Here is a 13,624-nt window from a genome sequence, read left to right on the forward strand (position 1 = left end):
GATGAAAAGAGCCTTTATACTCCTGTTCTTCATGCTCGGATGCCTGGTCATCGAGAGTAAAGCGCAGAAAATTGCAGTCAAAAGCAATCTATTATATGATGCGACGACGACGATGAATTTGGGATTGGAATTCGGACTGGCCCGTAAATGGACACTGGATATACCGGTCAACTATAACCCGTGGAAACCGGATAATGGCCGCCGCTTGCGTCACTGGGGCGTACAACCGGAGGTGCGTTACTGGTTTTGCGAAAGTTTCAACCGTACGTTCGTAGGGTTGCATGGACATTATGCCGACTTTAATGTCGGTGGCTTGCCGGGTATTTTCAGCAAAAATATGCAAAAGAACCGGTATCAGGGACATCTGTATGGAGGCGGCATTTCGGTCGGGCATTCCTGGATATTGAAAAAACGTTGGAGTATAGAAGCGTCTGTCGGTCTGGGATATGCACGTATAGAATATGAAAAATATCCTTGTGCGGAGTGCGGCTCTAAACTGAAAGATACCGGACGAAATTATTTCGGCCCGACGAAAGCAGCTTTGTCAATTATTTATCTGATTAAATAAAAGAAGAATGATGAAAAGAAATATACAATTCATTATATGCCTGCTGGCTTTTACCTGTCTGAATGTTCTTCAGGTAAAGGCACAGTCGCGCTCTTTTGAAGGAAGTATTACGGTAAATCCCGTACGGCTGGAACAGGTGGGAGACTCTCTTTATATAGATATGGACATCGTCCTGAATGGAGTGAAAGTCAAATCGACTCGTGGTGTGGACCTTATCCCGCAGCTGGTTTCTTCAGAAAAGAGTTGTAATCTGCCTGAAGTAACAATGAAAGGGAGAGATGAATATCGGGTTTACGAACGTTCGCTTTCTCTGATGAATGCGGCGGAGAAAGCCGGTTATGAAAAACCTTATATTGTTAAGCGAGTGCATAGGCCGACAAGCGAAACGATTCAATATCGTTATATCCTTCCTTATGAATCATGGATGGCTGATGCCCATCTGGATATTCAACGAGATGAATGCGGTTGTGGTGAGACATTATTGATGAAAGTGGAACCGGTTGTAGACAGAGTAACACTGGAATATATACCGGAACCCTACGCTATTGTACCGCATATGGCTTTTATTAAACCGGTAGTCGAAGAAATTAAACGCCGTGATATACAGGTGGAAAGTTTTCTGGATTTTGAGGTGAATAAAGTAGATATTCGTCCTGAATATATGAATAATCCCCAGGAACTGGCTAAGATACGGACGATGATCGATGAGTTGAAGTCGGATCCGAGTGTTGAAGTTAAAAGTCTGGATATTGTAGGATATGCTTCTCCGGAAGGCTCGCTGGCTAACAATAAGCGTTTGTCCGAAGGACGTGCGATGGCATTACGTGACTATCTGGGTTCCCGTTATGACTTCCGCAGGAATCAGTATCAAACCATTTTCGGGGGTGAAAACTGGGACGGTCTGGTGAAAGCACTGGAAGCCGGAGATATGGATTATAAGGAGGAGGTGCTGGCTATCATTGATAACTATCCGCTTGAAACAGAGAGAAAAGCGAAGTTGAAACAGCTTCAGAGCGGTATGCCTTATCAATATTTGCTGAGAAATGTATATCCGCGTCTGCGTGTTGCTGTTTGTAAAGTCAACTTTAACGTAAAGAACTTTGATGTGGAAGAAGCGAAGGAAGTTATTAAAACGCGTCCGCAGAACCTGAGCCTGAATGAAATGTTCATGGTTGCCAATAGTTATCCGGCCGGCTCACAGGAGTTTGTCGATGTATTCGAAGTGGCTGTACGGATGTACCCGGAAAATGAGATAGCCAATATGAATGCGGCAGCGGCAGCTATCTTGCGTAAAGATCTGGTTGCGGCCGAGCGTTATCTGAATAAGGTGGATTCAAAAGAACCTGAATATATTAATTCACGCGGTGTAGTAGCTTTATTGAAAGGAGACTATAAACAAGCTGAAAAATATTTGAAAGCAGCCGCAGGTTCAGGACTGGAAGCAGCCAAAGATAATCTGGATGAATTGGCAAAGAAAAAGGCGAATATTGCTGAGATTGAGAAGACAATTAGATAAATAAATGAGTGAAAATTACTAATTAAAATTGAGTGAAATGAAAAAGAAGAATCTTTTTATGTTTGCGCTTGCATCCTTTATGTTTGCAGCGTGTAGTGAAAATCTGCCGGATGGTGGAGATGACGGCGGCGGTATTATCAATACCGATGGAGAAGCTTGGGTATCATTGAACATTAAGGCTGGAACAACTACTAAGGCTTTGCATAATCCGGATGAAGAAAATGGTACGACAAATGAGTCGAAAGTGGATAAAATCATGGTTGTTTTTTTTGATAACCATTTGTCTGCTAGTGCTAATCCGGGGGTGGTCGATACAAAGGAATGGGGATCTGGAGATCCGGAGATCAGTACTCCGGGACAGCCTAACGGAACTGCAACAAAAGCATTCAAAGTGAAGAAAACTGCGAAAGCTTTTCTGGTTGTATTAAATCCGTCTCCCGATTTTGAAACAATAGCGGGTACGGCTACTGATTTTGCTACTATAAACAAAGCGATTATTGACACTGATGTAACTTCGGTTATTGGCGCAGGTAAGGATTACTTTATGATGACGAATGCTAAAGGACAGTTGGAACCGACAACCGTTGTTAATTCCGGTTCGGTTACTGTAACAGATTTGGATCTGGTTACCTATCCGACTTCGGGTGAAGCGGAGTTAAACCCTCAGAAAGTTACTGTCGACCGTGTAGCTGCGAAAGTTCGTCTGTTTGCGAATGCTAGCTATACCGGGAATAGTATTGATGTCACTACTGTAGGATGGGCTTTGAACGTGACTAATAAGAAATATTTCCCGATGTCTGAAAGAACAGAAACATGGATGGAAGGCGGTGGTACTACCAATGCAGGTGACGGCTCTCCTCGTAATACTTATGAATCTCCGTTTGATATCTGGGAATTCGGTTCTTATAGAAAAGACCCGAACTATGAAGGTCAGAAAACGTCTATGACGGATATAAGCACTACTCCTTACACGGATAACTATACTTATTATACTCATAGTAATGTTCCGACATGGTCGGCAGTAACAGCCGGACCTTCTACCAATCCGAATGCCTCTAAGATACCGGCTTTGTATTGTCTGGAGAATACGCAGGAGGAGGCTGATAATTATCAGGCCTATAGTACGCATGTGTTATTGAAAGCTACAGTAGTTCCTACCGGATTAAAACTTCCGGGCGGTGCTACCTATAACGGACCAGCCAATAGCGATACGGATGTGAACGATTCCGGAAACGTTATTTCCGGAAAAGACTGGATTAAAGTAGGTAAAGGTTATTATTCTTATAAGTTAGTTATTAAATATATTGAAGCAGAATTGACATCAAAATATGAAGATAAAGACCCGGATAATTTCCCGACTTCGTTTACTACAACCTTTAATACTTATATTTCGTACTTAGCAGGGAAATCCGGTTCGGGCGTGACTGCCGTTACTCTTCCTACAAAAGATGAATTTGATGCTTTGCCAGGTGCTAATGATGCTGAGAGAGTAACATCTATTGCTAATAAATTTTATCAACAAAAAGTTATTGATAACGGAGCTGATATTTATGGATCTATTTCTTATTACAAAGGAGGAGATAGCTATTATACCATTATGATTAAGCATGATAACGATACGAATGATACAAACAATAAGCTAGGTGAATTCGGGGTAGTACGTAATTCCGTTTATGATATTACTATTAAATCTATCATGAATCCGGGGTATCCGATTATTCAGGAGCCTGATCCAGGTAAAAAAGATGAAGAAGAAGAATTCTACATGTCTATTGAGATTGGTATCAATCCTTGGACTTGGTACGAGCAAGGTGTTGATTTATAAATCCGAATAATCGATTTGAAATTTTTTTTATAGAAGAAGTTGTGGGAGTATTTTCCCACAACTTCATTTTTAACAACAAAGTTTCCGGAAACTTATAAAACTTCGGGATTTAATTTTGACGGAGCAAATAGTTCTGTCCACCGGATTGGAAATAACGAGAAAAGAACGGATGGGTCTTTTCCTCCCTATATAGAATAACTAGAAAACGAAAAAATATGAAGCTAAAAAGCCTATTACGTCACATTGTCATGTGGATCCTCTTTATCGGTTCCCTGATAATGTCCTCATGCGACAGCTTTAACGAACACCTGCCTGAATGCCGTTTGTTTGTTAAATTCAAGTATGATTATAATATGGAATTTACAGATGCATTTCATGCGCAGGTAGATAAAGTGGAGCTTTATGTCTTTGATAAAGATGGCAAGTTCCTGTTCAAGCAGGCGGAAGAAGGAGCCGCGTTGGCAACCAGCAGTTACCTGATGGCTGTGAATTTGCCTATCGGAGAATATCAGTTTATGGCATGGGCAGGAGCGCATGATTCGTATGATCTGACTTCTCTGGAAAAAGGTGTTTCTTCCATCACGGAGCTTCAGTTGCGTTTGAAGCGTGAAGAATCTCTTATTATCGATAAGGAGCTGGAACCACTCTGGTATGGTGAGATCAATAAAGTCAATTTTACCGGTACAACTGATCAGACAGAAGTCGTCAACCTGATAAAAGACACCAATAAAGTGCGGTTCGTTTTCCAGGGAAGTAACGAAGATTCCTGGGGAGTGAATGTAAATGCCTATACGTATGAGATCATCGAATCGAACGGTTACCTTGCGCATGATAATTCACTACTGGAGGATGATAATATTAGTTATCGTCCGTATCATATCGAACAGAAGAACCTGGCGGCAGGAATTATAGAATTAAATACCATGCGTTTTCTGGCGGATCGTAATGCCCGCTTCGTCGTGACAGAAAAGGCGACAGGTAATAAAGTATTCAATATCAACCTGACTGACTTCTTGGTGATGACAAAGATAGAAGGTCATAATTTTTCTTCGCAGGAATATCTCGATCGTGAGAGTGAATATAAGATCGTTTTTTTCTTTTCGGATAAAGATCCCTGGCTGGCCTTACGGATCCAGATTAATGACTGGACCTGGTATTTGCAACCGGAAGAAATTTAATAAAAGAGTCTCCTTGCAGTGTGTCGTCATCTTGCCAGTGTTCTAATAATGTAATATGTTTTTGGATTTGTTGCTGGGTATAGTGTTTGAAGGCTGATAAATCACCTGAATTGCGGAGAATGAAAAAAATATCCGGGTAGTTGTCGAAATAGAGTCTTGTGGGCTTATCAAGATGCGATATCAGAACTGAAAAGGTTCGGTTAATTGATTGAAAAGCAGGATCTTTGTAATGTGATAGATGAAACGGGACCGAAGTCCCGTAATCATGTTTTGTTCGGAATAACAATACTAACCTGTGTAATCAGGTAAGTTTAATATTAATACTAGTGTGGGTTCCAGGGGGCAGTGATGTTCTCTGGAATTATTTTATCATATATTATGCGAAAAGAATATCATAATATATGAGAATGCAGTATCATAATATATGCGAATACTGTATCACAATATATGATAAAACAACATTCCAACAATGAAAGAATAAAGAAGGTGTTGTAAAACTGACAAATGACACTTTTGCAACACCTCTTCGAATATGAAAATATTCCGTTTCTTACTGAACCTTGTCGTTTAACTCTGCGCCGGGTTTAAATTTGATGGCTTTGCGAGCTGCGATTTCAATGGGTTGTTTTGTCTTTGGGTTAACGCCTTTGCGGGCTGCTTTTTCAGTTACAGAGAATGAACCGAAACCTAGAAGAGCAATTTTTCCTCCTGCTTTCATTTCGTCGGATACTGTTTCAACAAAAGCATCTACTGCTTTCTTGGCATCAGCCTTACTTAAACCGGATTTTTCCGCTACAGCTGTGATAAATTCTGTTTTGTTCATGATGGATTGATAATTAATATATTAAACAAATCTGTGATAGCCTGAAAGTCGGTTCAAATGTAGTTTTAATTTGATATTCTGCAAAGAAAAAATCTGTTTTTTTTATTGATTTACTATGTTTTAGTACTATTTGAAGGAAAAACAATCAAAATATATTTACCTTTGCCCGCAAATTGATATATGTATGATGAATCAAAATGGCTCCGGGTTCTTGAATAGTATACCGCCCGTTACAAAAAACCTTATCATTATCAACCTGCTATTCTGGGTAGCCAGTCTGGTGTTGCCGAAAGTAGGGATTGATTTGGTGCAACTATTGGGATTGCACTTTCCGGGTGTGAAAGATTTCTACCCGTTTCAGTTTGTTACTTATATGTTCATGCACGATACGCACTCTTTTGCACATGTCTTTTTTAATATGTTCGGGGTGTATATGTTTGGACGTGTACTAGAAAATGTGTGGGGACCGAAACGTTTCCTTACCTTCTATCTCGTGACAGGTATCGGTGCCGGTATCGTACAGGAACTGGTATGGGCCTATTCGGTGCAATCTTTTGCCAGTGCGAATGGTCTGACGCTGTTTGAACTGGTTCGTATGGATCCCTCGTTGAATATGATGATCACGATAGGGGCTTCCGGTTCAGTGTTCGGTATCCTGTTGGCGTTTGCCATGCTGTTCCCGAATGTGCCGTTGTTCCTGATGTTTATTCCGATACCTATTAAAGCTAAATATTTTGTTGTGTTTTACGGTCTGGCTGAACTATTTATGGGTGTTTCCAGTTTTGGTGGAGACACGGTCGCACACTTCGCCCATTTAGGCGGTATGTTGTTCGGCTTCTTTATGGTTCGCTACTGGAAAAAGAAAGATGCAGACAATGGAAAGTATTTTTACTAATCTGAAGAATACGTTCCGGGCAGGAAATATACTGGCAAAGCTCATATATATTAATGTAGGGCTTTTCATCCTGATCCGGTTGATGGGGGTGATATTTCTCCTTTTTAATATCCCCGGAATATCCTTTTTGCAATATTTGCAGATGCCTTCTTCGCCGGAGTTGCTGATGTACCGGCCGTGGACGGTCATTACTTATATGTTCACCCATTTCGACTTCCTGCATATCCTTTTTAATATGCTTTGGTTGTACTGGTTTGGCGGGCTGTTTCTGACATTTTTCAGCGAACGGCTGTTGGGGGGATTGTATCTGCTGGGAGGTATTGCCGGTGCAATACTGTTTATGCTTGCTTATAATATCTTTCCGTATTTTCAGACGGTGGCTTCTTCAAGTTATCTGATGGGGGCTTCGGCTTCGGTGATGGCAATAGTTTTTGCCGTATCGTTCTACCGGAAAGATCTGGAGATAAATCTGTTCCTGATAGGACGGATCAAGTTGATCTATCTGGCACTCTTCACTTTTGTGATCGACCTGCTGGCTATTACTTCCGAGAATGCCGGCGGGCATATTGCACATATTGGCGGTGCCTTATTCGGTATCTGGTTTGCCATGCGGATTAAGGAAGGGAAAGACCTGACGGCACCGATGAATCGCCTGTTGGATTGGGTGGTGAATCTCGGAAAGAGAAAACCTAAAATGAAGGTGACGCACAAACGTGCAGAAACCGATTATGAATATAATGCCCGTAAACACCGGGAATCGGCAGACCTTGATGCTATTCTGGATAAATTGAAACGTTCCGGATATGAGAGTCTTTCAGCTGATGAAAAAAGGCAATTATTTGACGCAAGTAAAAAATGAGTGAAGAATTGAAAACACTGAAGCTTTTATTCAAATCATTGTTCGTTCTTGCCAATGTTTTGATTGTCGTGCTGTTTGTTATTTCAGCTTATTCAGATCGTGTTTCTCCTGATACTATCCTAAGTTTTTCTTATCTGGGATTGGTTTTCCCTATTTTATGTGTCCTGAACCTTTGTTTTATCCTCTATTGGTTGTTTTTATGGGAATGGCGTTTCCTGCTGATCGGATTATGTTCTATCCTGATCTGCTGGGGACCGGTGAAAAAGTATTTCCCTTATCATAGCCGGACGAAAGATATTCCAAAAGAAAATGTATTGAAGGTGCTGACTTATAATGTAATGGCTTTTGCTTACCTGAACCATACGGCGGAATCTCCTAATAAGATTCTCGAATATATTGCCGGTTCGGGGCCGATATTGTCTGTTTGCAGGAGTACGCCGTGAGTAAATCCGACAAGTACCTGACATCTTCGAAGGTATATAAGGCACTTGATATGTATCCGTATCGTTCTGTTATTCCTATAAATAAGACTAGTTATGCAGATTATGGGATAGCAGTCTTTTCTAAATATCCGATCTCGAACAGCCGGAAGATAAAATATAAGAGCGATAGCAATGCTTCTTCTATTCATGAGTTGAATGTGAATGGAAAGAAACTGACTTTGATCAATAATCATTTGGAATCTTTTAAACTGACGATGGAGGACCGGAGCCGCTATACTGCTTTTATAAAAAATATCGGCACGGATACTTTCGATGGGATTAAAGGTGCGCTTGAACAAAAACTGGGCCCGGCTTTTAAGATACGTGCCCGGCAGGCAGATGCCGTCGCAGAAGAAATCTCAAAGGCAAAAGGTGATTACATCCTGGTTTGCGGTGACTTTAATGATACGCCGATTTCATATGCACATCGTACGGTACAGGGACCTTTAGTCGATTCGTTTGCCGAATCCGGACAGGGGATGGGAATAACCTATAATCAGAATATGTTCTGGTTCCGCATCGATAATATATTGCATTCAAAGAATATGAAATCCATGAACTGCACTATTGATAAGGTACGGTATTCCGACCACTATCCGTTATGGTGCTATCTGAGCCTGGAAGAATAAAATAAGGGAACCCCTTGCCGGAATCCCCTTACATTAATATATATAGTCTGTTTATTTTTTACTCGTCATTATCTGCTGCACTAAACACATCGGCAAATAAATTTTCTGCAAAAAAGAAGGTCGCATTACAGAAAAGTAATGGGTCTTTGATCAATGCGATCGTATTGCTTTTCCCATTGTTGGCAATAACGTTTTCGGCCGGATAGGTCTTATATTTCTTTTCGTTGTTCGGATCGTATTGATATGAAATATCCGTCAGCTCTACATTATATTTCTCGTCGTGGCAATAGATTCTCATCTTGTACTTGACGATTGTTTTATCCGTATCGTTCAGAAGTAGTTCGACCTTGGAGTTGATAAATATCGTTCCTTTCGATTTGTTGGAATTGACACTCGACAGGAAAACATCTTTCCCATAATTCTTCTTGGCCCATTTGTCGATCGCTTTAAACAATTCGCCTTTCTTTACGCCTTCAACGTCTACTTCGTCGCTGTAGCAAACCTTCCCCTCTTTCATCGGGGCACACGACTCTACACTGCCTTTATGTCCCTGTGCCATAGCAAGCACGGGACATATCAGCAATAGCAGTAATATTGTTTTCTTTATCATCTTTGTATTTATCTGATCCATACGTTAAGTATCTCTCCAATAACGATTTTCTGTTGTCCTTCGCTTGACTCGCCCTGCTTAACGCACTGAATCATGAACCAGGTTTCCGTATCATCTTTTTTGGTGAAAGTGATCGTGTAGATGTCGTTATCTTTGACTGCTTTGTAGACTTCACTTTCCGGGCTGATAGAAATAGAAGCGATATTCTTTCCGAACATCTTGCCCATTTCTTTCCAGGTGGCATATCTCTCGATCAGATTCTCTTTATCTGCCGGTGTTACCTGCATTCTGCTATCCGGCAGCATATTCAATAGGGTAGACGGGATTTTATCCGGTTCGAAAGCGGATAAACCCTGGCATACCTCTGTATTGTTGCCGACGGGAGCCTGTGCGATTTGCTGGGCAGGAGCTGCCGGTCTGACTGTTTGTTGCTGCTGTTGCACCGGAGTTGCAGGGGTAAGGGCATAAGCAGGTGTTACCGTACCGGCCGGCTGGATACCGAATGCGGCATCGGCACTCTGGAACATATTTTCCGCAAAATCAACTGTTTTACGACGGAACTTGCCGTTACCGCGATTCAGTTTATCTTTCTTTTTGTTCAGTGCATATTTGTCTGTGATCCATTCTTCTGCTGTGTACTTTTCAGGTTCACGCTGATAGGATACATTGTATTCGTAGCGGATGCCGGCCAGTTTAATTTTAGCTGCATTGTCTTCGCATTCGATGGTTACGCGGTAATCCATCAGTGTGCGGTCCAATGATAAAGCTGTGCTTTGGAATACCAGGTATTCTTCACCTACTGCTGCAATATCGCCTTTGTCCTTGTCAGAATAGACCAGTCGGCGTCCTTCTTCGCTGAAGAACTTTTCGGCCCATTGGTACATGATATCGTAAATCTGCCCTTTCGAAAGCGACGGCATATTTATCTCTTTGGTAAATACGACTTTGCCTCCTTCTTCAGGGATAGCACCGGCTAAATACTTTTGATCTTCCTGTGCCATAAGCAGGGAAGGAATAAATAAAAGGAATAATAATAGCTGTTTCATGGTCAATCTGTGTTTTTTTACTGGCAAAGATATATATTTGTACTTGAAATTAACTAAGAGAGTGACAAATAATTAATCTAATTACTATTTGACAAAGAAAAAAAGCCTATATTTGCACCCTGTGAAAAAACGAAAATAAATAATGTAATAACATAAACTCAAGATTCAAATGCAAAACAAAGGATTTGTAAGGGTCTTCGCGGTGTTACTTACGCTTGTATGTTTGTTCTATCTATCGTTCTCATTTGTAACAAGATATTACAACAATAAAGCCGCTGAGTATGCGGGAGGGGATCCGTCGAAAGAGAGTCTTTATTTGGACTCATTATCTACTCAGAAGGTGTGGCTGGGCTATACGCTTAAGCAATGCCGTGAAATGGAAATTAGTTTAGGACTTGACCTGAAAGGCGGTATGAACGTCGTTCTGGAATTGAATGTGGCAGATGTAATCCGCTCACTTTCAAATAACAACCAGGATGAAAACTTCAACAAAGCTTTGGATTTAGCTTATGCTCGCCAGGCAACCAGTCAGAAAGACTTTATTGACTTGTTTGCAGAAGAGTACAAGAACCTGGATAATGGCGCACGTTTGTCTGCTATTTTCAGTACATTTGAGTTGAAAGATAAAATTACTCCGCAGAGCACAGATGCTCAGGTCGTTTCAGTATTAAAAGACGAATTGAAGAGTGCTATCGATAATTCATTCAACGTATTGCGTACCCGTATCGACCGTTTCGGTGTGGTATCTCCTAACATCCAGCGTTTGGAAACAGCAGGACGTATCCTGGTGGAACTTCCGGGTGTAAAAGAACCTGAACGTGTTCGTAAATTGTTACAGGGCAGTGCAAACCTGGAATTTTGGGAAACTTATCAGTTGCCGGAAGTTTACCAGCAGTTGGTTGCTGCCGACAATGTACTGGCTACTGTTTTGAAAGAACATAACGACGAAGCAGCCGTAACTGAAACAGAAACTGTTTCTGCCGAAGGTACTGAAACAACTGCTACGGAAACTGTTACAGATAATGCTGCCGCTACTAGCGAAGCTGATTCTCTGTTACAGCAGATCGCTCAGGATAAACCGGAAGCTCAGGCTAACCAGTCGATGGAAGAATTTGCAAAACAGCATCCGTTGTTTGCCTTGTTACAGATCAATCAGTATAACGGCCAGTTAGGTCGTGGTGCTGCCGTTGGTGTGGCTAACGTAAGAGACATTCCTAAGATCAACGAATACTTGGCAATGAAACAGGTGAAAGACGTGTTACCTCGTAACCTGTCTTTGAAATGGGGTGTTAAGGCTATCGATGAAAAAGAACAATTTTTCGAATTATATGCTATCAAGGTTACTAACCGTGACGGAACGCCTGCTTTAGGTGGTGACGTAGTAACTGATGCTAATGCAGACTTCGTACAGCAGGCTGGCCGTTCAGAACAGCAGGTTAGTATGGCCATGAACGCAGAAGGTGCTAAGGCATGGGCTCGTTTGACAAAAGAGAATATCGGTAAAGCTATCGCTATCGTTCTGGATGATATGGTTTATTCCGCTCCAAACGTAAATGACGAAATTACCGGAGGACGTTCTCAGATTACAGGTCACTTCACTCCGGAAGAAGCGAAGGACTTAGCTAACGTATTGAAATCAGGTAAGATGGCTGCTTCTGTACATATCGTACAGGAAGACGTTGTCGGTCCGTCACTGGGTCAGGAAGCTATCAGCTCAGGTGTTATCTCCTTTGCTTTGGCATTGATTCTGTTGATGATCTATATGTGTGCATTCTACGGAATTATCCCGGGTCTGATCGCAGACGGTGCATTGGTATTGAACATCTTCTTCACGATGGGTATCCTTGCTTCTTTCCAGGCTGTACTTACTTTGCCGGGTATCGCCGGTATGGTGTTGACACTGGGTATGGCAGTCGATGCTAACGTGTTGATCTATGAACGTACAAAAGAAGAGCTTCGAGCCGGTAAGTCGTTGAGCAAAGCTATTGCCGATGGTTACAGTAACGCGTTCTCTGCTATCTTCGACTCCAACTTGACATCTATCATTACAGGTGTTGTATTGTTCTACTTCGGTACAGGTCCTATCCGTGGTTTCGCTACTACAATGATTATCGGTCTGTTTGCTTCTTTCCTTACTGCGGTCTTCCTGACTCGTATGGTTTATGAAGCATTATTGGCTAAGGATAAACTGAAGAATGTAACATTTGTAACATCCATCACGAAAGACCTGTTGACTAATCCGAAGATCAACTTCCTGGGTGCCCGTAAGACTGGTTATCTGATTCCTGCCGGTATCGTTCTTTTGGGAGCGATCTCCATGATGACGATCGGTTTGAATAACGGTATCGACTTCACCGGTGGACGTAACTATATCGTTCGTTTTGCACAGGATGTAAAAACGGATGAAGTTCGTAATATGCTGGACGAAAAACTGGATGGTGCTGTAAGTGTTATCACGATCGGTACACCGGACCAGGTTCGTGTTTCTACCAACTATAAGATCGACGATGCCGATCCTGCTGTAGACCAGGAAATCGAATCATTATTGTTCGAAGGCGTTAAACCGCTGCTTCCGGAAGGAACAACATTGGATCAGTTTACAACAACTTACATCCAGAGTTCTCAGAAAGTGGGACCGAGTATGGCCGACGACATCAAGAACAGCGCTATCATGGCGGTTATCTTCGCGATGTTCTGTATGGCAGCTTATATCCTGCTTCGTTTCCGTGACTGGTCGTTCTCAGTAGGTGCATTTGCCTCAGTAGCAGTGACAACATTGTGTATCATCTCTTTCTATACTTTATTATGGAAAGTGTTACCGTTCTCTATGGAAGTCGACCAGACATTTATCGCGGCTATCCTGACGATTATCGGTTACTCTATCAATGATACCGTGGTTGTATTCGACCGTATCCGTGAAACAATCGGTCTGTATCCGAAACGCGATCGTTACCAGGTGATCAATGACGCTTTGAACTCAACGTTGTCTCGTACATTTAATACATCATTGACAACATTGGTTGTAGTACTTTGTATCTTTATCCTGGGTGGTAGCACAATCCGTAGCTTTACGTTCGCTATCCTGCTGGGTATCATCGTAGGTACATATTCTACACTGTTCGTTGCAACTCCGATTGCATACGAAATACAGAAAAGAAAGATCAACAAAAAAGCTGCCGAAGCTGCTAAGTAA

The 13,624-nt window shown here is 41.8% G+C and carries 10 protein-coding genes and 1 pseudogene; 8 read left to right on the forward strand and 3 right to left on the reverse strand.

Annotation, left to right across the window (positions count from 1 at the left end; translation table 11 throughout):
* Nucleotide 1: 1 nt before the first annotated feature.
* The 4 genes from C825_RS06395 (at nt 2) to C825_RS06410 (ending at nt 5,087) form a co-directional block, all read left to right on the forward strand.
* Nucleotides 2-568, forward strand: coding sequence for a DUF3575 domain-containing protein (locus C825_RS06395; RefSeq protein WP_010801883.1), 567 nt, complete (start codon nt 2-4; stop codon nt 566-568).
* A gap of 7 nt (nt 569-575) precedes the next feature.
* Nucleotides 576-2,084, forward strand: coding sequence for a DUF3868 domain-containing protein (locus tag C825_RS06400; protein ID WP_010801884.1), 1,509 nt, complete (start codon nt 576-578; stop codon nt 2,082-2,084).
* A gap of 37 nt (nt 2,085-2,121) precedes the next feature.
* The gene (locus C825_RS06405) at nt 2,122-3,909 is read left to right on the forward strand and encodes an Mfa1 family fimbria major subunit (protein WP_010801885.1); all 1,788 of its coding nucleotides are present in this window, start codon (nt 2,122-2,124) and stop codon (nt 3,907-3,909) included.
* A 215-nt stretch (nt 3,910-4,124) separates the two neighbouring features.
* Complete coding sequence (locus C825_RS06410; protein WP_010801886.1) at nt 4,125-5,087, forward strand: FimB/Mfa2 family fimbrial subunit; 963 nt, start codon at nt 4,125-4,127, stop codon at nt 5,085-5,087.
* A 550-nt stretch (nt 5,088-5,637) separates the two neighbouring features.
* Here C825_RS06410 and C825_RS06415 read toward each other — a convergent pair.
* On the reverse strand, nt 5,638-5,910 hold the full coding sequence (locus C825_RS06415) for an HU family DNA-binding protein (protein ID WP_007655130.1): 273 nt from the start codon (nt 5,908-5,910) through the stop codon (nt 5,638-5,640).
* A gap of 184 nt (nt 5,911-6,094) precedes the next feature.
* Here C825_RS06415 and C825_RS06420 point away from each other — a divergent pair, with 184 nt between their 5' ends.
* From C825_RS06420 to C825_RS27705, 3 genes and pseudogenes are all read left to right on the forward strand, one after another.
* Nucleotides 6,095-6,805 (forward strand): rhomboid family intramembrane serine protease, encoded by a 711-nt coding sequence (locus C825_RS06420; protein WP_007655129.1) that lies wholly within the window; start codon nt 6,095-6,097, stop codon nt 6,803-6,805.
* Nucleotides 6,786-7,664 carry a rhomboid family intramembrane serine protease gene (locus C825_RS06425; RefSeq protein WP_044214810.1) on the forward strand — a complete coding sequence of 293 codons (879 nt, stop codon included), beginning with the start codon at nt 6,786-6,788 and terminating at the stop codon, nt 7,662-7,664. The genes C825_RS06420 and C825_RS06425 overlap by 20 nt, the downstream gene beginning before the upstream one ends.
* Nucleotides 7,661-8,775 (forward strand): annotated as a pseudogene (locus tag C825_RS27705) (endonuclease/exonuclease/phosphatase family protein). The gene C825_RS06425 and the pseudogene C825_RS27705 overlap by 4 nt, the downstream one beginning before the upstream one ends.
* Before the next feature lie 58 nt (nt 8,776-8,833).
* On the opposite strand, the gene C825_RS06440 reads toward C825_RS27705, so the two are convergent.
* Nucleotides 8,834-9,406 (reverse strand): DUF4468 domain-containing protein, encoded by a 573-nt coding sequence (locus C825_RS06440; protein WP_010801889.1) that lies wholly within the window; start codon nt 9,404-9,406, stop codon nt 8,834-8,836.
* Nucleotides 9,394-10,431: a DUF4468 domain-containing protein gene (locus C825_RS06445; protein WP_007655121.1), complete on the reverse strand. Its 1,038-nt coding sequence runs from the start codon at nt 10,429-10,431 to the stop codon at nt 9,394-9,396. The genes C825_RS06440 and C825_RS06445 overlap by 13 nt, the downstream gene beginning before the upstream one ends.
* A 169-nt stretch (nt 10,432-10,600) precedes the next feature.
* Between C825_RS06445 and secDF the strand changes: the two genes are divergently transcribed.
* On the forward strand, nt 10,601-13,624 hold the full coding sequence (gene secDF / locus C825_RS06450) for a protein translocase subunit SecDF (RefSeq protein WP_007655119.1): 3,024 nt from the start codon (nt 10,601-10,603) through the stop codon (nt 13,622-13,624).

Source organism: Parabacteroides sp. ASF519, assembly GCF_000364265.2.
Taxonomy (GTDB): Bacteria; Bacteroidota; Bacteroidia; order Bacteroidales; family Tannerellaceae; genus Parabacteroides; species Parabacteroides goldsteinii.